The 22,025-nt window shown below is 57.1% G+C and carries 17 protein-coding genes; 10 read left to right on the top strand and 7 right to left on the bottom strand.

The window, feature by feature from the left end:
* The first annotated feature begins 2 nt into the window (after nt 1–2).
* The 5 genes from urtC (at nt 3) to uca (ending at nt 8,146) form a co-directional block, all read left to right on the top strand.
* Nucleotides 3–1,103 (top strand): urea ABC transporter permease subunit UrtC, encoded by a 1,101-nt coding sequence (gene urtC, locus ACYCZJ_RS05155; RefSeq protein ID WP_461553148.1) that lies wholly within the window; start codon nt 3–5, stop codon nt 1,101–1,103.
* The gene (urtD, locus tag ACYCZJ_RS05150; RefSeq protein ID WP_461553147.1) at nt 1,100–1,933 is read left to right on the top strand and encodes an urea ABC transporter ATP-binding protein UrtD; all 834 of its coding nucleotides are present in this window, start codon (nt 1,100–1,102) and stop codon (nt 1,931–1,933) included. Before urtC ends, urtD begins: the two co-directional genes overlap by 4 nt.
* Nucleotides 1,933–2,625 (top strand): urea ABC transporter ATP-binding subunit UrtE, encoded by a 693-nt coding sequence (gene urtE, locus ACYCZJ_RS05145; protein WP_461553146.1) that lies wholly within the window; start codon nt 1,933–1,935, stop codon nt 2,623–2,625. The genes urtD and urtE overlap by 1 nt, the downstream gene beginning before the upstream one ends.
* Before the next feature lie 73 nt (nt 2,626–2,698).
* Nucleotides 2,699–4,510, top strand: coding sequence for an allophanate hydrolase (gene atzF, locus ACYCZJ_RS05140; protein ID WP_461553145.1), 1,812 nt, complete (start codon nt 2,699–2,701; stop codon nt 4,508–4,510).
* A 12-nt stretch (nt 4,511–4,522) separates the two neighbouring features.
* Nucleotides 4,523–8,146, top strand: a complete 3,624-nt coding sequence (uca, locus tag ACYCZJ_RS05135; RefSeq protein ID WP_461553144.1) for an urea carboxylase — start codon at nt 4,523–4,525, stop codon at nt 8,144–8,146.
* Between the two features lie 5 nt (nt 8,147–8,151).
* Here the strand turns inward: uca and ACYCZJ_RS05130 are convergent, their stop codons facing one another.
* The 3 genes from ACYCZJ_RS05130 to ACYCZJ_RS05120 form a co-directional block, all read right to left on the bottom strand.
* A complete protein-coding gene (locus ACYCZJ_RS05130) occupies nt 8,152–8,841 on the bottom strand; it encodes a GntR family transcriptional regulator (RefSeq protein ID WP_461553143.1) in 690 nt (229 codons plus the stop codon).
* Between the two features lie 140 nt (nt 8,842–8,981).
* Nucleotides 8,982–9,830, bottom strand: coding sequence for a PA4780 family RIO1-like protein kinase (locus ACYCZJ_RS05125; RefSeq protein ID WP_461553142.1), 849 nt, complete (start codon nt 9,828–9,830; stop codon nt 8,982–8,984).
* A gap of 49 nt (nt 9,831–9,879) precedes the next feature.
* Nucleotides 9,880–10,896, bottom strand: a complete 1,017-nt coding sequence (locus ACYCZJ_RS05120) for a phosphoglycerate mutase (RefSeq protein WP_461553141.1) — start codon at nt 10,894–10,896, stop codon at nt 9,880–9,882.
* 110 nt (nt 10,897–11,006) lie between these two features.
* Between ACYCZJ_RS05120 and ACYCZJ_RS05115 the strand changes: the two genes are divergently transcribed.
* Both ACYCZJ_RS05115 and lolD read left to right on the top strand, forming a co-directional pair.
* Nucleotides 11,007–12,251 carry a lipoprotein-releasing ABC transporter permease subunit gene (locus ACYCZJ_RS05115; protein ID WP_461553140.1) on the top strand — a complete coding sequence of 415 codons (1,245 nt, stop codon included), beginning with the start codon at nt 11,007–11,009 and terminating at the stop codon, nt 12,249–12,251.
* Nucleotides 12,244–12,924 carry a lipoprotein-releasing ABC transporter ATP-binding protein LolD gene (gene lolD / locus ACYCZJ_RS05110; protein WP_461553139.1) on the top strand — a complete coding sequence of 227 codons (681 nt, stop codon included), beginning with the start codon at nt 12,244–12,246 and terminating at the stop codon, nt 12,922–12,924. The genes ACYCZJ_RS05115 and lolD overlap by 8 nt, the downstream gene beginning before the upstream one ends.
* Nucleotides 12,925–13,245: 321 nt before the next feature.
* Here lolD and ACYCZJ_RS05105 read toward each other — a convergent pair whose 3' ends face one another.
* Nucleotides 13,246–14,043, bottom strand: coding sequence for a hypothetical protein (locus ACYCZJ_RS05105; RefSeq protein ID WP_461553138.1), 798 nt, complete (start codon nt 14,041–14,043; stop codon nt 13,246–13,248).
* Between the two features lie 317 nt (nt 14,044–14,360).
* Nucleotides 14,361–15,545, bottom strand: a complete 1,185-nt coding sequence (locus tag ACYCZJ_RS05100; protein ID WP_461553137.1) for a GGDEF domain-containing protein — start codon at nt 15,543–15,545, stop codon at nt 14,361–14,363.
* 425 nt (nt 15,546–15,970) lie between these two features.
* On the opposite strand from ACYCZJ_RS05100, the gene ACYCZJ_RS05095 reads away from it, so the two are divergent.
* The 3 genes from ACYCZJ_RS05095 (at nt 15,971) to ACYCZJ_RS05085 (ending at nt 20,844) form a co-directional block, all read left to right on the top strand.
* Nucleotides 15,971–18,328, top strand: a complete 2,358-nt coding sequence (locus tag ACYCZJ_RS05095; protein ID WP_461553136.1) for a DNA internalization-related competence protein ComEC/Rec2 — start codon at nt 15,971–15,973, stop codon at nt 18,326–18,328.
* Nucleotides 18,329–18,336: 8 nt separating this feature from the next.
* Nucleotides 18,337–20,523 carry a RelA/SpoT family protein gene (locus tag ACYCZJ_RS05090; RefSeq protein ID WP_461553135.1) on the top strand — a complete coding sequence of 729 codons (2,187 nt, stop codon included), beginning with the start codon at nt 18,337–18,339 and terminating at the stop codon, nt 20,521–20,523.
* Between the two features lie 72 nt (nt 20,524–20,595).
* Nucleotides 20,596–20,844, top strand: coding sequence for an RNA-binding S4 domain-containing protein (locus tag ACYCZJ_RS05085; RefSeq protein ID WP_461553134.1), 249 nt, complete (start codon nt 20,596–20,598; stop codon nt 20,842–20,844).
* On the opposite strand, the gene ACYCZJ_RS05080 is transcribed toward ACYCZJ_RS05085, so the two are convergent.
* Entirely contained in the window at nt 20,830–21,105 is a 276-nt protein-coding gene (locus tag ACYCZJ_RS05080; RefSeq protein WP_461553133.1) for a DoxX family protein, read from the bottom strand. The genes ACYCZJ_RS05085 and ACYCZJ_RS05080 overlap by 15 nt on opposite strands.
* Nucleotides 21,106–21,153: 48 nt before the next feature.
* The gene (locus ACYCZJ_RS05075; RefSeq protein WP_461553132.1) at nt 21,154–21,855 is read right to left on the bottom strand and encodes a pirin family protein; all 702 of its coding nucleotides are present in this window, start codon (nt 21,853–21,855) and stop codon (nt 21,154–21,156) included.
* Nucleotides 21,856–22,025: the final 170 nt, after the last annotated feature.

Raw genomic sequence — 22,025 nt, 5'->3', positions numbered from 1 at the left:
ACATGACAAATTCCTATCGTTACTTTTCCAACTCGGTATGGCTGGCAATGGGCTTGCTGGCAATCGGGCTGCTGGTGGTTTTGCCCATATTGCATCTGGGCGTGGACAAACATAGCTCACTGTATGTGTCCAGTTATGCCATCACCCTGATCGGCAAGATCATGTGCTATGCCATCGTGGCGCTGGCCATGGATATGGTGTGGGGCTACGCCGGCATTCTTTCGCTCGGCCACGGAGTATTTTTTGCGCTGGGCGGTTATGCGTTCGGCATGTATCTGATGCGCGGCATTGGTGCGGATGGCGTTTACCATGCCAGCGTGCCGGACTTCATGGTGTTTCTCGACTGGAAAACGCTGCCCTGGTTCTGGCACGGGACCGAGCATTTCGCGTATAGCCTGCTACTGGTGATCCTGGTGCCTGGGCTGCTGGCATTGATGTTCGGTTTCTTCGCGTTCCGTTCGCGCATCAAGGGCGTCTATCTATCCATCATCACCCAGGCGCTGACATTTGCGGCGATGCTGCTGTTTTTCCGCAATGAAACCGGCTTTGGCGGCAACAACGGCTTTACCGATTTCAAGCGCGTACTGGGTTATTCCATCACCGCGCCGGAAACCCGCGTTGCCATTTATATGCTGACCGGGCTGATATTGTTGGGCGCGCTGCTGCTGGGGCGTTATATCGTCACCTCCAAATATGGACGGGTGCTCGCGGCCATCCGCGATGCCGAATCGCGTGTCATGTTTTGCGGTTATAACCCGGTCAGCTACAAGCTCTTCATCTGGACGCTGTCAGCCGTTCTGTGCGGCATCGCCGGGGCGCTGTATGTGCCTCAGGTAGGCATTATCAATCCGAGTGAAATGGCACCCGCCAACTCGATAGAAATTGCCATCTGGACTGCGGTGGGCGGGCGCGCCACGCTGATCGGGCCGATCCTCGGCGCGGTACTGGTGAATGCCGCAAAAAGCTATTTCACGGTGAGTTTCCCCAACTACTGGCTGTTTTTCCTGGGTGCGATTTTTATTGTCGTGACGCTTTATCTGCCGCACGGGCTGATGGGGTTGCTGAGTGCATTGCGACGCAAAATAACAAGTGGCTGGAAATGAATACCTCAGTCACTGAAAACAACGAGACACAGGACGGTGGAGCATTGACCGGGCTCGCCCACTTTGTGCAACCGGGTGAACTGGATGCCAGCCATGGTCCGGTGTTGTATCTCGACGATATCACCGTCAGCTTCGATGGTTTCCGGGCGCTCAATCAACTCAGTCTGACCATAGACAACGGCGAGTTGCGTTGCATCATCGGGCCTAATGGTGCCGGCAAGACCACCATGATGGATGTGATCACCGGCAAAACCCGGGCAGACAGCGGCACGGCATTCTTCGGCCAGACCATGGATCTGACCAAAATGAACGAAGCAAAAATAGTGCAAAGCGGCATAGGCCGAAAATTCCAGAAGCCGACCGTGTTCGAGCAGCACAGTGTGTTCGAAAATCTGGAACTGGCCATGCAGGCGGATCGTGGCGTGTGGGCGACCTTGTTCGCCAGGCTGGATAACGAATCACGCGATCGTATCTCGGACACGCTCAAGCTGATTCGCCTTCAGGATAGCGCAGATCGCCCAGCCGGACTGCTCTCGCACGGTCAGAAACAATGGCTGGAAATCGGCATGCTGCTGATCCAGCGTCCCAAATTGCTGCTGCTGGATGAACCGGTGGCGGGTATGACCGATGAAGAAACTGACCGTACGGCCGAATTGTTCCTGTCACTGGCCGGTAAACACTCCCTTATGGTCGTTGAACATGACATGGCATTCATTGGGCAGATCGCCAAAAAAGTGACAGTGCTGCACGAAGGCAGTGTGCTGGCCGAGGGCAGCCTGGATCAGGTGCAAAACAACGAACGTGTGATCGAGGTTTATCTGGGACGCTAATGTTTAAAGTCGAACAACTCAATCAATACTACGGTGGCTCGCACATTCTGCGAGATGTCGGATTTACGCTGGAAGCCGGGCGCGTCACTTGTCTGCTGGGGCGCAATGGGGTGGGCAAGACCACGCTACTGAAATGCCTGATAGGTTTGCTGCCCGCGCGTTCCGGCCAGATCCAGTTTGACGGGCGCGACATTACCCGCTTGCCGCCGCATGCGCGTGCACAACTGGGTATCGGTTACGTGCCGCAGGGACGCGAGATATTTCCGCGCCTGACGGTAGCCGAAAATTTGCAGATGGGACTGGCCGGTCTGCCGGCCCGGGAAAAATTACCGCCGCTTATTTTTGAATTATTCCCGGTCCTGAAAGACATGCTGCACCGGCGTGGCGGTGATCTGTCCGGCGGACAGCAGCAACAGCTCTCGATTGGCCGTGCGCTTGCCATGCGCCCGAAAATATTGATTCTGGATGAGCCCACCGAAGGCATACAGCCCTCCATCATCAAGGATATCGAACGCGCTATCCGGCGATTGTCCGGAGAAAGGGAAATGGCGATTTTGCTGGTTGAGCAATATTACGATTTTGCCCGTGATCTGGCGGATCAGTATCTGGTCATGGTGCGTGGTGAAATCATCAAGCACGGCGAAGGGAAAAACATGGATGCAGATAACGTGCGCAGCTATCTGTCAATTTAATCAATCAATACTGAATCAATAAATCGATATGTCTGGTCAAAACATGCAAATAAACGCACACGAGATGCCAACCATGGGATGGACCATCAGCCAGTGGCGCGCTGCCTATCTTCAGGATCAGGCTGATCCAGCCAAGCTGCTTGGGGAGCTACTGGCAGGTTTGCAACATGACGATCCGGCCTGGATCATGATTGTGGATAGCGCCACGCTTAAGCAGCAACTGGAAGCACTGGCCGCTGCGCTGGAAAAGATGAACGGCAAGCGTTGTCGCCTGCCGTTGTATGGCATTCCATTCGCGATCAAGGACAACATGGATGTGGCCGGATTGCCGACCACGGCGGCGTGTCCGGCTTTTGCTCATGTGACTGAACACGATGCGACTGTCGTGGCGCGTTTGCGCGCGGCGGGCGCGATTTTGCTTGGCAAAACCAATCTGGATCAGTTCGCCACCGGGCTGGTGGGGGTGCGTTCGCCTTATGGCGTAGTGACCAATCCTTTTAATCCGGCATATATCGGTGGCGGCTCCAGTTCGGGTTCTGCCTCGGTGGTGGCGCGTGGCAGTGTTCCCTTCGCGTTGGGTACAGATACCGCCGGATCCGGGCGCGTGCCTGCCGCTTTCAATAATCTGGTGGGGTTAAAGCCCACGCGCGGACTGGTCAGCAATACGGGTGTCTTGCCGGCTTGCCGCACGCTGGATTGCGTCTCTGTGTTTGCTTTGACCGTGGAGGATGCCGGCAGTGTGCTTGATGTAATTGGCGGCTTCGATGCGCTGGATCCTTATTCGCGCCACAGTGTGCCGGATCAAGTGGCCGTACGCATGGATAAAACGCCGCGTTTCGCCATTCCACAACAGCCGGATTTTTGCGGCGATGAGGTACAGGCCGCAGCCTATATGGCGGCTCTGGCGCAAATGCGCGAAATGGGTGTCACCTTGGAACCGATAGATTTCAGTCCGATGCAGGCGCTGGCAGCTCTGCTCTATGAGGGTCCATGGGTGGCCGAGCGCTATGCTGCCATTGCCGAATTCATTACAGATCATGCGGCAGATATGCATCCGGTCGTGCGAGATATTATCGAACGGGCAGCACGCTACAATGCGGTCGATACGTTCAAGGCTGAGTACCGCCGCGCCGAACTCAAGCGTGCACTGGATATCGTGCTGACGGATTTTGATGCGCTACTGGTACCCAGCGCACCGACTGTGCCAACGTTGGCAGCGGTGGAAGCAGAACCGATAGCCGTTAACAGTCAACTCGGTGTTTATACCAATTTCGTCAATCTGGGTGATTGTGCTGCGCTGGCGTTGCCTGCAGGCTGGCGCAGCGATGGTTTGCCATTTGGCGTGACGCTGATTGCGCCGGCATGGCGTGATCGCGCCTTGCTGGATTTTGCCCGGCGCTGGCAGCGCCATGCACCCTGGACACTGGGCGCAACGGGGCGCGAGTCTCCCGCTGAATGTACTGTGTCGACCGGGCCAGTTGCTCCCGCCCCTGGATATATTCGTCTTGCTGTGGTCGGCGCGCATTTGACCGGTATGCCCCTGAATCATCAACTCACGACGTGTCACGCACAATTTGTGGAGCGCACGCAGACAGCATCTTGCTATCGTCTGTATGCCTTGCCCAATACCGCACCGCCCAAACCCGGGCTGGTACGTGATGCGCAAAATGGCAGTGCAATCGAAGTGGAAGTCTGGGATGTGCCGACCGGAGGGTTTGGCGCATTTGTCGCAGAAGTGCCCGCACCACTGGGTATTGGTAGCCTGGAGTTGCAGGATGGCAGCGTGATCAAGGGATTCATCTGCGAATCGTGGGCGTTGCTGGGCGCGACCGAAATCACCGCGCTGGGCGGCTGGCGCGCATATCTGGCGCAATTGAATAATTAATCGAGGTTGCCAATGTTTCATACCGTACTAGTTGCCAATCGGGGCGAAATCGCTGTCCGTACCATCCGCACCCTGAAAAAAATGGGTGTGCGCAGTATCGCGGTTTACTCCGATGCCGATCGCAATGCGTGCCATGTGGTCGATGCCGATGAGGCGGTTGCACTGGGCGGAAACAGCCCGGCCGAGAGCTATCTGTGCGGCGACAAAATAATCGAGGCAGCGCGGGCCACCGGGGCGCAGGCCATTATTCCCGGCTACGGATTTCTATCCGAGAATGCTGATTTTGCCGAGGCGTGCGAGGCTGCCGGGCTGGTGTTTATCGGGCCTACACCGGAGCAGATGCGTCAGTTCGGCCTCAAGCACACCGCGCGTGAAATTGCCGGTGCGGCGGGCGTTTCGCTGACGCCGGGTACCGGACTGCTCGCCGATCTGGCCGAGGCCACACACGCTGCCGCGCGGCTGGGCTACCCGGTGATGCTGAAGAGCACGGCGGGTGGAGGCGGCATCGGCCTGAGCCGGTGCAACAATGCAGCCGAACTGGTGGCCGCATTTGAATCGGTGCAGCGCCTCGGGAAAAATTTCTTCAGCGATGGCAGCGTGTTTCTGGAACGTTTTGTGGAAAATGCGCGTCACGTCGAAGTGCAGATTTTCGGCGATGGCCAAGGCAACGTAGCCGCATTGGGAGAGCGTGACTGCTCGCTGCAGCGCCGCAACCAGAAAGTCGTGGAAGAAACGCCGGCACCAAACTTGCCGCCGGCCACGCGTGCTCAATTACTCGCGGCCGCAGTTAGGCTGGGCAAGGCGGTCAACTATCGTTCTGCCGGGACAATCGAATTCATCTACGACGCAGCACGCGACGCGTTCTATTTTCTGGAGGTCAACACGCGCTTGCAGGTTGAGCATCCGATTACCGAAGCGGTTACCGGCATCGATCTGATAGCGTGGATGGTCAGCACCGCAGCAGGCGAGCCACCTGCGCTGGATGTGCCTGTCGTGCCGCAGGGTGCGGCCATCGAAGTGCGCATTTATGCCGAAGACCCGGTGAAAAATTTTCAGCCTTCCCCGGGCGTGCTGACCGAGGTGGTGTTCCCGGATGACGTGCGCGTGGACACCTGGGTGTCCACCGGGGTGGAAGTCTCTGCGCATTATGATCCGATGCTGGCCAAGCTGATTGCTTATGGCGACAACCGCGAGGCGGCATTGGCGAAACTGATTGAAGCCCTCGACGCCACAAACATTGCGGGGATCGCCACCAACCTGGATTACCTGCGCCAGGTGGTGGCGTCACCGGTGTTTGTCAGCGGCAATGTCTCGACCACAGCACTGGAAGGATTCCGTTTCCAGCCGTCGGTGATCGAGGTGGTCGAGGCCGGTACCTATTCCACGGTACAGGATTATCCGGGACGAATCGGCTACTGGGATATCGGAGTGCCGCCGTCCGGCCCGATGGATGATTATGCGTTTCGTCTGGCTAACCGCATCGTCGGTAATCATCCCGGTGCCGCCGCGCTGGAATGCACGATTCAGGGAGCGACGCTCAAATTCCATTGTGCGGCAACTATCGCTTTGAGCGGTGCACCGACGGCCGCAACCCTGGACGGCAAACCGGTCGCATTCTGGCAGGAGATCAAGGTTAAAAGTGGCCAAAAATTGGTGATCGGCAAAGTATTGAGCGGTTGCCGCACGTATTTTGCGGTGCGTGGCGGGCTGGATGTGCCGGTGTATCTGGGCAGCCGCTCGACCTTTGCGCTGGGGCAGTTTGGCGGCCATGGCGGACGACCGCTCAGGGTCGGCGACATGCTGGCAGTCAGCCGCCCGGAATTGCCTGCCTGTACAACGCCCGCACCATGCTATGCCGAGTCGGCAGCACCCGCAGCATTGATACCCGAATACAGCCAGGATTGGGAAATCGGCGTGCTGTATGGTCCGCACGGCGCACCGGATTTTTTTACCGATGACGCGATCGAGATGTTTTTCTCCACCGCCTGGGAAGTGCATTACAACTCCAATCGCCTGGGTATCCGCCTGAATGGGCCCAAGCCCACCTGGGCGCGCAGCGATGGCGGCGAGGCGGGTTTGCATCCGTCCAATATTCACGATTGCGAGTATGCGATCGGCAGCATTAATTTTACCGGCGACATGCCGGTGATTCTGACGCGCGACGGCCCCAGCCTGGGCGGCTTTGTGTGCCCGGCCACGATTGCCCGTGCCGAGTTGTGGAAAGTCGGTCAGGTGAAACCGGGCGATCGTATCCGTTTCCGCCCGCTGGGTTTTGATGACGCGCTGACACTGGAGCGTGCCCAGGATCAGGCAATCGAGGCACTTACTCCCATGCCTGCCTTGCCGAATGTCAAACTGCCCACCTTGCTGCTGGCCGGCACCGTATCGGCTTGTGTGTTGCGTGAATTGCCTGCGCAGGGTGAACAGCCGACGGTGGCTTATCGCCAGGCCGGGGATAAATACATCCTGATGGAGTACGGCGCCAATGTACTCGATTTGCATTCGCGGTTGCGTATCCATGCATTGATGGAGGCACTCAAGACCCATCCGGTAGACGGCATTCTGGAGTTGTCACCGGGCGTGCGCTCGCTGCAGATCCATTACGACAGCCGCATCCTGCATCAGACTGCATTGCTCGATACGCTGTGCGCGCTAGAAGCACAATTGCCACCTGCCGGAAGCATGCGCGTACCCAGCCGGATCGTGCATCTGCCGCTGGCGTTTGAAGATAGCGCCACGCTGGATGCGGTGGCGCGCTATCGGCAATCAGTCAAGGACAGCGCGCCATGGCTACCGAGTAATGTTGAATTCATTCGCCGTATCAACGGCCTCGCCAGTCAGGATGCGGTGCGCGATATCGTGTTCAATACCAGTTATATGGTGCTGGGGCTGGGTGATGTGTACCTGGGTGCGCCGTGTGCGGTCCCGATCGATCCACGCCATCGCCTGCTCACTTCCAAATACAACCCGGCACGCACCTACACGGCCGAAGGCACGGTCGGCATCGGTGGCGTCTACATGTGCATCTACGGCATGGATTCGCCCGGCGGCTACCAGCTGATCGGACGCACCCTGCCGATCTGGAACAAGTTTCTGAAAAATTCGCAATTCGAACAGGGTGCGCCGTGGCTGTTGCGTTTCTTCGATCAGGTGCGCTATTACCCGGTGAGTGAAACGGAGCTAAATCAGCTACGTGAGGATTTCCGCGAAGGGCGGGCCAACATCCGCATTGAAGACGCCGTGTTTGACCTCGCTCAATACGATGCATTCCTGCACGACAATGCGGAAAGCATCGCCGATTTCCGGGTGCAGCAGCAGGCTGCTTTCAACACAGAAATTGCGCACTGGCAAACTTACGAGACAGATGGTGCGCATATCGAGGAGGCGGATAAGGCACCGCTCATCGAGGACAGCAGCGGCCATATCGTGGCATCGGATATCAGCGGCAGTATCTGGAAGTTGCTGATTGAAGCGGGTTCCGTGGTCAAGGCCGGTGATCCGCTGCTGATTGTCGAGGCAATGAAAATGGAGTTTTCCGTTTATTCGCCGGTCGACGGGACAGTGTGCGCTTTGCATTGCCGTGCCGGCAAACAGGTTACTGCGGGAGATGCGCTGGTTGTGATCGAACCTGCGTAGCGCGATTACGTTGAGCGGTTGCGGTTGCCGCCGCGACGTGCACGCTCGAGCTGGGTCAGGGTGAGGTTCTTGACAAAATTCTCACTGTAGCTGATGTGCGCTTTCATCAGTCTTTGCGCTTCAGTCAGGTCGCGCTGGAGCAATTGCTGGCAAATCTGGTAATGCTCTTCGTAGGTGCGGTCGATGCGCGTAGCGTCGGTAAAGTCGAGGCGCCGGACTGCACGGATGCGCCCGTTAATATCTTCCAGATAATGCTTCAAGGCGATGTTTCCGCTGCCTTCCGCCAGTGTCATGTGAAAAGATTCATCGCGGGCTTCCATTTCTTCCGCGTCATTGCTGCGTTCCTCCTGCCGGGCAGGGTCCCAGGACCGGGCCAGTTTTTCCAGATCGGCTGTGGACATGAATTCGGCGGCCAGCTGTAGCGACAGCATTTCCAGTGTGATGCGAACCTGATAGTAATGCGCGAGTTCTGCGATATCGAGATTGCGGATAAAGCACCCCTGCTTTGGCAGGATGCGTAAATAGCCCTCTGTCTCAAGCCGCTGCAATGCCCCGCGAATCGGGGTGCGGCTTACACCATATTGAGCAGCCAGTTCAGATTCGGTTACCCGTGTACCGGGATAAAGCTCGAAATTGATGATGCTTTCACGCAACTGTTTATATAGGTCTTTTGAACTGATTTTGGCTTCCGACACAAGCACCTCTGGAGTGGATTTTGCTGCCTGACTTGATTGTAGGCTGATGCGGGAAGTCTCGACAACCGATTCATGCAAGATAATTTTGGCGCGGCGTAAAGCAGCCTGTTTTGTGGCGATTCACACGTAGCATCGAGAACTTATTCCGCAGCCAGTTTTCGCAATCGCCGTGCCGCATCTTCAGCGCGCGCATCATCAATTTCACGCATCACACTATCCAGATCAACGGCGTCGGTACTGCGTTCGAAATGACCGGTGAGAACGACCTCCGGATGCAGCTCGCCGTGCTCGAACAGTGCCCAGATTTCCTTGCCGTAGTTGGTATCGAGCAGCACCGGTGCGTACTGGCCAAAGTAGCTGGTCAGGTTGCCGACATCGCGCTCCAGCATGCTGCTGGCGTGGTTGTTGCCCGCGGCATCCACCGCCTGGGGCAAGTCGATAATGACCGGGCCGTCCACACCGATCAGGATGTTGTATTCGGACAAGTCGCCATGGATGATCCCGGCGCACAGCATGCGCACTACCTCCATCATCAATGCATGATGGTGGGCGAGGGCCTGTTCCGCAGTGAATTCCATATCGTTGAGCCGAGGGGCGGCGTCGCCGTGCGCGTCGGTCACCAGCTCCATCAGCAGTACGCCTTCGTGGAAATTGTACGGCTTGGGTACACGCACCCCCGCGCCGGCAAGGCGATACAGGGCATCGACTTCGGCGTTTTGCCAGGCTTCTTCCTGGGCCTTGCGCCCGTAGCGTGTGCCTTTCGCCATGGCACGCGCCTGTCTGCTGTTTTTGGTTTTGCGGTTTTCGGTGTAATCAACGGCCTGGCGGAAGCTGCGTTTGTTAGCTTCCTTGTATACCTTGGCGCAGCGCACTTCGCCGCCGCATTGAACGACAAAGACCATGGCCTCCTTACCGCTCATCAGCTGGCGGATCACGCCATCGATCAGGCCATCTTCAATCAGTGGTTCAAGTCTTTTGGGTATTTTCATAATGGTATGCGTCGAGCAGATCCAGCGATGGCTGGATAGTTAAAAATATTCATCGTAGCAAGCTTGCAAGGCTGGCGCGTTTCCAGAATTTAAGCAGGCCGCTGCGCGTTACCCGCCATTCCGTATTCTCCGTTACGCCCGGTGCAATGATGCGCAGTTCGGCAATTTTGCCGGATTTCAGCATCTTCACCAGTGGCGCAAACCAGTCGGTTTCCAATTGCTGCATGCCTTCGCGCCAGCCAATGATATCGCCGTATTGCGCTGCGCCACGCAAGTGTTCCAGCAACACCAGGGTGTCGTCCATACTACCGGCCAATGTGTTGGCGTCCTGTGGCACGGTATCGTTGGGGCAGGCGGCAGCAAAGGCGATCGCGCGGGCCGTGGAGTCATTCGCCAAGACGGTCATTCTTGCCGCTGCGATTTGAGGGCATGTACCGCCGCCCCACAGCCAGATGCTGTTTACCGTCAACTCCCCACGCATTTCACGCGCGTCGTTCAGTGGCAGGCTGAAAAACAGCATCTGGATTTCGTTGTACAGGCGATGCCATTTGAGGCCATCTTTTCCCCGCGGCAAGTAGGGGTCGACATGCTTGCCGGTTACCGCAGTGAGTGGCTGGGTGGTGAGGGTAGGCGGCCGATCCAGTTTCAGGTACCAGCGATCCGGGCGCAGCGGGTAGAGGATGAAGCCTTCTTCATCGAAGTGCGCATTGAATGCCTGGGCGTAGGTTTCCGCTTCGGCCTGATTGATCTGGAACGCGCCGCTGTCCACCAGCATGAGTTTGTCGCGCGTGGCCCGCAGGTGGACAGGATCGGCACGCAGCCAGTAATCGCTGCCAGCATTGCCGCCATCGGCTTGCAGCGTGACAGGAGCAATCGGCCAATCCTGCTGCTTATCCACGCCGAAAGCACGGCACAGCCAGCCATCCAGTCCGCCTTCAGCCGATACAGTCGTTTTGTTGGCACGCGCCAGCAGGGTTTGCAGGGCGGGCAGGGCAAGCTTGTCCAAAGCGGCATCGCGCATCTCGGGCGGCGCGATCAAATCGGGAATAAGCAGAGTGATGATCATCGCTGCAGTTTATCATTCAGGCCCCCTGTCATTCACAACATGCGCGATTTTCTGGCGGCAGACGTGCGCCTGTGGCAAACTGCTGGCAGCAAATTCAACTCAAATCTCCAGTGCGCCCATACGAACTCTACATCGGCTTGCGCTATACCCGCGCCAAGCGTCGCAATCATTTCATTTCCTTCATTTCGCTGATTTCCATGCTGGGCATCGCGCTGGGTGTGGCTGCGCTGATTGTCGTGCTGTCCGTCATGAACGGTTTTCAGGGCGAACTGCGCAGCCGCATCCTGGGCGTCGTCGCGCATATCGAGATCAGCGGTTTCGACAATACTTTGGGCGACTGGCAAAAGGTTGCCGCCGAAAGCCGCAAGGAACCGGAGGTGATCGCCACTGCCCCCTATGTGATGGGCCAGGGCCTGCTGGCCTACGATCAGGCTGTGCAGGGCGCGGTGGTGCGCGGCATCCTGCCGGATCAGGAAGACAGCGTGACCGATATCGGCCACAAGATGCGCGTGGGCAGTCTTTCTGCGCTGCGTCCCGGCGAGTGGGGAATCGTGCTGGGTGCCGACCTGGCGCGCATACTCGGGGCGCAACTGGGCGATAAGGTGACAGTGATCACCCCGCAGGGGCAGATCACCCCGGCAGGCATGATACCGCGGCTGAAACAGTTCAAGGTGGTCGGTATTTTCCAGATTGGCATGTACGAATACGACTCCGGCCTGGCGTTGATCAATCTGCAGGATGCGCAGAAGCTGTTCCGCACCGGCGACCATGTCTCCGGCCTGCGCCTGAAACTGGACGATCTGGACCGGGCGCCGGAAGTGGCCAGAAAGCTCTCCAGCATGTTGGATGGCGATTATTCCATCCGCGACTGGACCCAGTCGCACACCAGTTTCTTCAGCGCAGTGCAGATGGAAAAGCGCGTGATGTTCATCATCCTGCTGCTGATCGTGGCGGTCGCCGCGTTCAATATCGTTTCCACGCTGGTGATGGTGGTCACCGACAAGCAGCCGGATATCGCCATCCTGCGCACGCTGGGCGCGTCGCCGGCCAGTATCATGAAAATTTTCATGGTGCAGGGCGCGATCATCGGTTTGATCGGCACCGCCATGGGATTGCTCTCGGGGGTATTGCTGGCACTCAATATCGGCACCGTGGTGCCATTCATCGAACGCACGTTCGGTGTGCATTTCCTGTCGTCCGATGTGTATCAGATCAGCGAGTTGCCCTCTCGGCTGGAATGGCACGACGTATGGGTGATAGGCATCGTGTCGCTGGTGCTCTCCTGGCTGGCGACCATCTATCCAAGCTGGCGTGCATCGCGCACCAATCCGGCGGAGGCTTTGCGCTATGAATAAGCAGGTGATCGCCTGCCGCGACCTGAAAAAAACCTATCGTCAGGGCCGCCAGGAAGTGCGCGTACTGACGGGCGTCAACCTGATCGTGGAAGCAGGCGAGCGGATCGCCATCATGGGCGCATCAGGCTCCGGCAAATCCACTCTGCTGCACCTGCTGGGCGGTCTGGATGACGCCAGCAGCGGCAGCGTGGAAATCATGGGACGCGACATTCAGCATCTGGGCGAAACCGAGCGCGGCAAACTGCGTAATGAATCGCTCGGCTTCGTCTACCAGTTTCATCATCTGCTGCCCGAATTTACCGCCCTGAATAACGTCGCCATGCCGCTGCTGATCCGGCGCATACCCACTGCCGAAGCGCACGAGCGCGCCGCCAAGGTGCTCAAGGAGGTGGGTCTCGCGCACCGCCTCGACCATACCCCCGGCGAACTCTCCGGCGGCGAACGCCAGCGTGCCGCCATTGCCCGCGCACTGGTGACGCAACCCGCCTGCGTGCTGGCAGACGAGCCGACCGGCAACCTTGATCGCCATACCGCCGAAGGCATTCAGGAACTGATGCTGGAACTGAACCAGCAACACGGCACCAGCTTTCTGGTGGTCACCCACGACCCCGATCTGGCCGGGCGCATGCAGCGTGTGCTGCAACTGGCAGATGGGGTACTGGTAGAGGGTTGAAGTACTTGATTGAATAGGTATCAGGAATAATTTTGATGTGCCAGGAATGGTCAGTCAGAGTGATAACCCCGAAAATCTGCTCCTCGGCCAAAACAGCCGGTGGGCAATTTAAAAATGGACATCAACATAGACTCTGTGTTGGATCTCGACGAGTAATTGATTCGGATCGGAATCAGCCAGCTTGCCCACGTGCAAACCACCGGCAGTAATTACAAGGTGATCCCCTGCGTCATACCATTAAATACAGCCTCGACGCTTTTGCGCTCCGCAATATCGGCGATTGCAGCATTTTGGGCATCCCCTCGATGGAAGGGTTGGGCGTCACTTTTCGCCTGCAGCCGTCTGGCTTTTGGCTCGTTCAATCCACCGCTTCGTAAAGGCCTGCAGATTCATGCTCTCGTCAATGACAAATTCGTCGACTTCAAGGTCAAGGATCGAGTAAGCGTTACGGAAGTCTTCCCAAGTCAGGCTTTTTGCTTGGAACGATTCTTCTCCTCGAGCAAAGCCAAACAGATTGCCCATCAGGGCGTAGAGTTCGCCTAGTCGCAATACATATGCGATCAGCGTGTGTTTGCCGACCACGCGATCAAGCCCTTTTGTCGTTTCGCCTATTGCGTCCCGCAGACGGGCGTCGTGAACCTGCAATCGCACCAGGATGTTCGAGAGGTAGGAACCGACTGAGGGATCTGCATGGCGAATGCAGTTGCTGAAGACCTCTCTGTAACCCTGTGGCAGGTCTGGATGCTCGAAGACAAGCGGCGTCTTACCGTCCCGTTCCCACAGAGCCGAATAGATGCGTGCGGAGCGAGAGCAGTACTCCATCAAACCACTGAAGGTGGAAGGCAAGAATGCCTTGGCCGCTACGAAATCACGCTCGCGCTGACGGCTTTCGTTGAACTTTGAGATATTGAATGCAACCAGGCTTGCCACGAAGGCAATTGCAGCGGCATTTAGGCTTTGCCACCTGTCCCAGACGGCTTGTACATGTTGCCAGCTTCCACTGCCGGATATCCATGGGTAGGCAAACATCGAGAAGCCGTAGATCGCTAACAGCGGCAAACCAGCATAGTTGACGACATCGATTAGTACGCTCGACTTGAATATTCCGGCTCGGTGCAATTAGTTCTCCGGTTCAAGCGACTTTGGTCGCAGGTCTCAGGGCGGCACGGGTCGCGAAGTATGGGATTGTGACTTCTTTGCCTGTCCGTATATGTATTAATAATACGGACAGAAGCCACAATGGAAATCTATCACTAAATTCGATATTAAAAGCGTTAATCAAGGGCGGCTTAGGGGGCACAGAGCGGGCATTGGATTATGGTTTCGGAAAGCGAACTTTGGCAATCCCCCAGAGGGTTCCACCGGTTGAATCCGCACCGAAATGCGGACCTTCATTGTGGTTGGCATGACTGACCGCAATGAGCCGACTCCTTCATTCAAGCGGTAACCATCCCCTGCGTCTGCACGTTATTCTCTAGCACCGAGTGGGCCACCACGCGATTGCGGCCTGCCTGTTTGGCGTGGTACAGCGCCTGGTCTGCAGCAGTGACGAGTGCGCTGAATTCCAGGCCAACATGGTTGGAATCTGCCACGCCGATGCTGATGGTGCTTTGCAGGACTGCACCACCGAACTCCATCGTCAAAGCCGCATAAGCCTCGCGCAGGCGATCGGCTAATACTTCGGCTTTTTCTTCGGTGGTGTCGGGCAGCAGGATGCAGAATTCTTCGCCGCCATAGCGTGCAAAGTAATCGTCGCGGCGAATGGATGCCTGCGCGACAGCGGCCAGGCGTTGCAGTACCTGGTCGCCTACCTGATGGCCGCTGTGATCGTTGATTAATTTGAAGTGGTCCACATCAATCATCATGATCGCCAGCGTATTACCGTTGCGGGTACAGCGTGCCTGCAGGCGGATGGCCTCTTCTTCCAGGCTGCGCCGGTTGAGTGCGCCGGTCAAACCATCGCGCAATGCAATGGCTTGCATGTTGGTAATGAGCCGATAGTTCAGCATCAGGATGAAGCCGAATGTCACGCACATCAGGATCAGGCTGAGGAAAAGAAAGCGTGTCGGCACGAGGGGAATCTGCGAGTACAGGCCTGCAAAAGTACCGGCTGGGACCAGATGGATCGTTGCCGCCCGGGTCAGTGCCGCCGCTGCCATGACCACAAAGGATATGCCGGTAAACCAGTAGGCGGTACGCAAGGGTTGTTCGATACGGATGAGCAGGGCCCGCGCGCAGAGCAGGTTGATCAGGGCGAATGCCAATGAGTTGGTGATGGCACGCGCATCGGCATTGTGATCAATGATGGTAAACCAGATGCTCAAGGCCAGAGCGGCTGTCGCAATCAGCAAGGGCATGCGCCAGCGGATGCGTTCTCCCTTGAATGCCTGGATGCCGCACAATTGCAATCCATTGGCGGTCATCACCAATACAACCCCCAGCACGATCAGCCAGCCGCTGCTGGTCGATGTCAAACCCGCGAAGGTGATAAAGCTGGCAAGGCTATAGCACAAGCTCGCCAGCGCCCACAGCCGCACTCCCCGAATATTGCCTGCATGCAATCCTGCCAATGCCAGCAGTCCTGCCAGCAGCAGGGTCAGCATGGAGATCATTAACATCATGGTGTGAAGATCCAGGATCATCTTTCAGGCTATTTCCCGTATTTTTATACGCACCATTATGCGGCAACTCAGCCTTGTCCGGTATTCGATATTGGCTTTTTGTCTGCCAAAGGCGATCTGGTGACAAGTTAGATCCGGTGAATGCGATGTTTGCATCGGTGCTTGCGTGGGATCCCCCAGCCTGTACACGCGGGCATCAAGCTGATGCAAGAAGATGGTCAGCGTATTGTTTTATTGGTCTGATATTTTTCTGACTATCGGATTTGCCCGGTAGTTGAAATATCAAATTTGCGTATGGAATGATCAAGATACGCTTTGCATCCGGTCATTTTCTGCATATCCTGACTGAATTCCTTTTTTTGCCTCTCCTTACCATGCTTACTGGCCGCATGAGATTCCGGTTTTCCCGGCAAGTCGGTTAACTGATGCGCAGCAGCATACTTGCTTTTGTCGCTGGCGTTTGGCTATTGCAACAGCAATCGGTTTTGCCTGATCTGGCCTGGGTATGGGGTCTGCCATTATTGGCGAGCGCCTACTGGTTGCCGCGTCACGGATGGTTGAGTGCATTGCGCCACGGGTTATTGCTGGGCACGTTATTTGGGGCAGGATTCCTGTTTGCAGCGGCTGTTGCCGAACAACGCATGCAGGATGCGCTACCGCCAGCGTGGGAGGGTATGGATGTAACGTTGATCGGCGTAGTTGCCAGCCTGCCGGTTAAAACCGAGCATGGACGGCGTTTCGAATTCGATGTGGAGCATGTCAACACACCCGGCGCACAGGTTCCGCGACACATCCAGCTCAATACTTACACGACCTCTTTTAATGGAAAACCGTTACCCGATGCGCCGCACGTGCATGCCGGGGAGCGCTGGTCCTTCACGGTGCGCTTGCGTCGTCCACATGCGAATGCCAATCCCCATGTGTTCGACATGGAGGCCTGGTTCCTGGAACGCAATTTGCGCGCGCTCGGCCATGTGCGAGACAGCCCGGATAATCGGCGATTGAGCGATTTTGTATGGCGTCCGGACTATGTGGTGGAGGCAATGCGCGAAACGATTGCCTTGCGCATTGATCGCGTGTTGGCTGGAGAGCCTTATGCTGGTGTGTTGAAAGCGCTGGTGATTGGAGATCAGTCCGCCATCCCGCCCGCGCAATGGGTGTTGTATCAACGCACCGGGATTACGCACCTGGTTTCGATTTCAGGCTTGCATGTGACCATGCTGTCCGGGCTGGCATTTGCGTTGATGTACTGGTTGTGGCGGCGTAGCGTGCGATTGACTTCATGGTTGCCAGCGCGGCGCGCGGCGGTTCTTGCCGGGGCGATCACGGCGTTTCTCTATGTGCTGCTGGCAGGTTTTGCGGTCCCCGCGCAGCGGACATTTTATATGTTGCTGGTGGTGGCATTGGCACTCTGGTCCGGGCGCGTGATTGCGCCGACGCGCGTACTGTCGTGGGCATTACTGGTGGTTGTTTTGCTCGACCCATGGGCTGTGTTGTCGGCAGGTTTCTGGCTGTCGTTCGGGGCGGTTGCGGCGATGCTGTTTGCCACGACCGCCCGCGTCGGCAAGCCGCACTGGCTGCGTGCCTGGCTGACCACTCAGTGGGCGGTAACGCTGGCGCTGGCGCCGGTTCTGCTGTTGCTGTTTGGCCAGCTGTCGCTGGTCTCGCCGCTGGCCAATGCGTTTGCCATTCCACTGGTAAGTTTCGGTGTGACGCCGCTGGCGCTGGCGGGCAGTATACCGGGCATGGACTGGCTGCTGTATGCGGCACACTGGCTGATGGCTGCTTGTGTCTGGGCGCTGAACTGGCTGGCGCATCTGCCGCTGGCCTTGTGGCAACAGCCCGAGCCGTCTACGCCGGCTGTGTTGCTGGCATTGCTGGGTGCATTGTGGTTATTGCTGCCGCGCGGCTTTCCAGCGCGCTGGTTGGGCGCGGTGCTGATTTTACCGGCCTTGCTGACACCATCGCCGCAGCCTGTGCCGGGCGCGCTCTGGGTGAGCGTGCTGGATGTGGGGCAGGGATTGGCGGTACTGGTTCGCACAGCGCATCATGCCGTGCTGTTCGATACCGGGCCGCGCTATACGGCCGAGTCGGACAGCGGTAGCCGCATTATCGTGCCGTATCTGCGCGGCGAAGGTGTGGCGTGGCTGGATGGCCTGATTGTGTCGCATGACGACAACGACCACAGCGGCGGGGCATTGTCCGTGTTGCATGAAGTACCGGTCGGCTGGTTTGCCAGTTCATTACCGGCTTCGCATCCGGCACACGCGGCCGGAGTGCGCAGCCTGCGCTGTGTGGCTGGTCAGCACTGGCAATGGGACGGAGTAAGATTTGCCATGTTGTACCCAACTGCGGCCAGCTATGATATTCCCCGTTTGAAAGACAATAATCGCAGCTGTGTGCTGAAAATTGATTCGGCAGGCGGCAGCGCATTGTTGTCCGCAGATATCGAAGCGCGCGATGAAACCTGGTTGTTGAACAAGGACCCCGATCAACTTGCCGCAACCTTGTTGGTGGCACCGCACCACGGCAGCCGCACCTCATCAACGCCGGATTTTATCGCAGCTGTGCATCCTGCCATCACGGTATTCACCGTCGGCTACCGTAACCGCTATGGCCATCCGCGCGGTGATGTCGTGGCACGTTACGCAAGACAGGGTGGGCAATTGATGCGATCTGATCACAATGGCGCAGTAGAGGTGCGGTTCGCGGCCGATCACCCCCCCGATCTGATTGGCTGGCGACAAACACGAATGCGATATTGGCAGGCGACCGTGCGATAATTCGGTTCATGGTTACTACACATACCTCCATCACCAGCTGCGATGACGATCCTGATTTCGATGCGGCGCTTGCGCGGCTGTCCACGCGGTTCGACGACAATGGTGCTGCCCTGATTCATGCGGCAGGCGAGTTGATCCGGGTCGAGCCGGATCTGCTTACCGGATTTGGCGCCGCGCGCCTCAGCCATGCTTTAGGCAGTGCTGCACAAGTGGCCGATCTGCACCTGGATGCCGATAGTGTGGCAGCCGCGTTGCTCATCGGACTGGCGGACAATTGGCAGGACGATGTGCTGAGTGCGCAACTTAACCCACAGGTGGTCAAGCTGGCGCGCGGCGTGGTGCGTATGGATGAAATCGGCCAACTGGTCGGTGGCCGGGAAACGCTGCGCCGTGATGGACAGAATCAGGTTGAGGGCTTGCGCCAGATGTTGCTGGCAATGGTGGAAGATATCCGCGTGGTACTGATCAAGCTGGCCGAGCGTGCTCATGCCCTGCGTTGTCTGGTGCAGAGTGAGGACGAATCGGCGCGTACTCAAGTGGCGCGCGAAGTGCGCGAACTGTTTGCGCCACTGGCCAATCGCCTCGGTGTATGGCAACTGAAATGGGAAATGGAGGATTTGTCATACCGTTTTCTGGAACCGGAAAATTACCAGCGTATCGCACGTTTGCTGGACGAAAAGCGCCTCGACCGCGAGCGTTATATCCAGGAGGTGGTGGGCAAGCTGCAGGCTGAATTGCGTGCTGTCAATGTGGCGGCTGAAGTCACGGGGCGCCCCAAACATATCGTCAGCATCATCAACAAGATGAAGCGCAAGCAGCTGCAATTCGATCAGCTCTATGATATCCGTGCGGTACGCATTCTGGTACCAGAGCTGCGTGACTGCTACACCGCGCTGGGCATCGTACACAATTTGTGGCAGCCGATTACCGGGGAATTCGACGATTACATCGCCCAGCCCAAGAGCAATGACTATCGCTCGCTGCATACTGGCGTGATCGGTCCGGAAGGCAAGGCGCTGGAGGTGCAGATACGCACTTTCGAGATGCATAAGCATGCTGAGCTGGGTGTCGCCGCACACTGGCGTTACAAGGAGGGAAGTGGTGCCGCGACGGGGGCGGAAGACAAGATCGCCTGGCTGCGCAAGATACTGCAATGGAAGGACGAAGTGGCGGACAGCACGGAGCTGGCTGAAATGTTCAAGAATGAACTGTTTCAGGATCGCGTGTATGTGCTGACCCCGCAGGGTCGAGTGATTGATTTGCCCGCAGGCGCCAGTCCGGTTGATTTTGCCTACCATGTGCATTCCGATCTGGGACATCGCTGCCGGGGCGCCAAGCTGGATGGTGTGATGGTGCCGCTCAATACGGCGTTGAAAAACGGCCAGCGTGTTGAAATACTCACCGTGAAAGAGGGTGCACCGAGCCGTGACTGGCTTAATCCGACGCTGGGTTACCTGGTCACGCAGCGCGCTCGTGCCAAGGTGCGGCACTGGTTCAAGTATCTGCACTTCGAAGAAAACATCACCCAGGGTCGCGCCATACTGGACAAGGAATCACATCGCCTGGGCGCATCGGATGTCAATCTGGACAAGTTGGCGCAAAAGTTTGGCGACTCCCGGGTAGATGAGTTCCTTGCGGCACTGGGACGTGGCGATATCACTCCGCACCAGGTAACGAGCGCCATGCAGGAACAAATTGCGCCTGCGCCGGAAGCGCCTGTCAAACGCCGGGCGAGTAAAGCGCCGGGAGATAAACCCGAAGAAGGGATTCTTATCGAAGGGGTGAGCGATTTGCCGGTCACGCTGGCGCGTTGCTGTAAACCAACGCCACCCGATGCGATTGCCGGCTATGCCACGCAGGGACGCGGCGTCACGATCCATCGGCGCGATTGCGCCAACATTCAGCGGATATCGGGCGATCGCCAGGCACGGCTTTTGGCGGCAACATGGGGCGAGGATAGCGCATTGGAAAGCGAAATTTTCGTGACTGCGTTTGACCGGTACGGCCTGTTGCGTGACATTTCCGACGTGCTGGCAAAAGAGCGCCTGGCGGTGGTTCGCGTGAACACCGAATCCAAAAATGATATGGCGATGATGCATTTCCACGTTAATAGCGCCAGCCTGCAACCGCTTAATCGTGCGCTGGCACGCATTAAAAATTTGAATAATGTTCTTGAAGCAGTATGCAAGAACTGAGTTTTCCCGTATCTGACCCGAACCTCCTTCCATCTTGCTGCGCAGGTCGTTCAAATTCATTCGAAAGAAAACATGCAAACGCTAGAATTTTCCCTTGAAGGTGATTATGTCGAGCTGAATCAATTATTGAAACTGGTTGGCGTTTGCGATAGTGGTGGGGCGGGAAAAATGCTGGTTGCGTCCGGAGCGGTTTCGGTTGATGGTCAGGCAGAGCTGCGCAAAACCTGCAAGATCCGCGCCGGGCAGGTGGTGAGTCTGGGGGATGTAAGGATCACCGTGGCGGCAGCCACGGCACCGGATCAATGCTCAGAAACTGAGTAGTTTCTTGGCTGCTTCCAGATAAGGCAACGCAGCAGCAACGCTCATTGCCGGTATGCCTGGCATCATGTCCTCGGGTTTGAAGCCGTGCAAATCCATGGAGGTGGCCACAAGGCAAATCTCGATCACAATGGTAAGTGTCAGCAATATATTGGTCATAGGCAGACCCAGGCTCGACATATACCCTGCAGTTTGTGCAAAGTGGCCAAGCTTGTCGAATCCGGCGATCAGGAATATCTGGGCAATCAGCAAGCGTCCAAACATGAGGGCCGTATTTATTCAGTGTGGTCATGTTTATCTCCTTTGGCTGGATTATTGAAGGTCAAACACCAGCACTTCGGCAGCATGAATACCCGTCAGTGTGATTTCTGTTTCCGCGCTGATTTCTGCGCCATCGCCTTGCTGCAGGGAATGGCCTTTCAATTCAACCTTGCCCTGCGCCACTTGCAGATAAGCGCGCCGGCCGGGCGCGAGTTCCAAGCGGGCAGTTTCACCCTGGTCAAGTTTGGCGGCATAGAGCAAGGTGTCCTGATTAATGTGTACTGAGCCGTCGCGGCCATCGGGCGACGCCACAATGCGAAACCGGCCTTGCAGTTGCGCCGGATCAAAGCGGGTCTGTTCATAGCTGGGGGTCACACCGGTTTTTTGCGGCAGTAGCCAGATTTGCAGCAAACGTGCCGGCTCGGTTTGCGAAGGGTTGAATTCGCTGTGGCGGATGCCGGTACCCGCGCTCATGCGCTGTACATCGCCGGGCCGGATAACGTCGCCATTACCGAGGCTGTCGCGATGTTCCAGCGCGCCTTCCAGCACATAGGTGACGATCTCCATATCCTGATGCGCATGCATCGGGAATCCGGCGCCGGGTGCGATCAGATCGTCGTTGATGACGCGCAGCACGCTGTAGCCCATATGCGTGGGATCGTGGTAATCGGCGAATGAGAAAGTGTGCCAACTCTCCAGCCAGCCACCATGCTCGGCGTGCCCACGGGTATCGGCTTTACGTATCTGGATCATGTTTCTACTCCTTCCTTCATTGGTTCATCGTAATGCCGCTAGTCTATTATGGTATGGGGTTGGCATCTGTAAAGTTAAACAGCAGTAACTCATGATTTTAGATATTGTAAATAACGCAATGCTTCTTAATTGTTCCGTTAATAATAGGCGAGTTCGGATTTGTACATTGA

It is taken from the genome of Sulfuriferula sp. (assembly GCF_054605375.1).
This window is presented reverse-complemented; position numbering and strand designations above follow the sequence as displayed.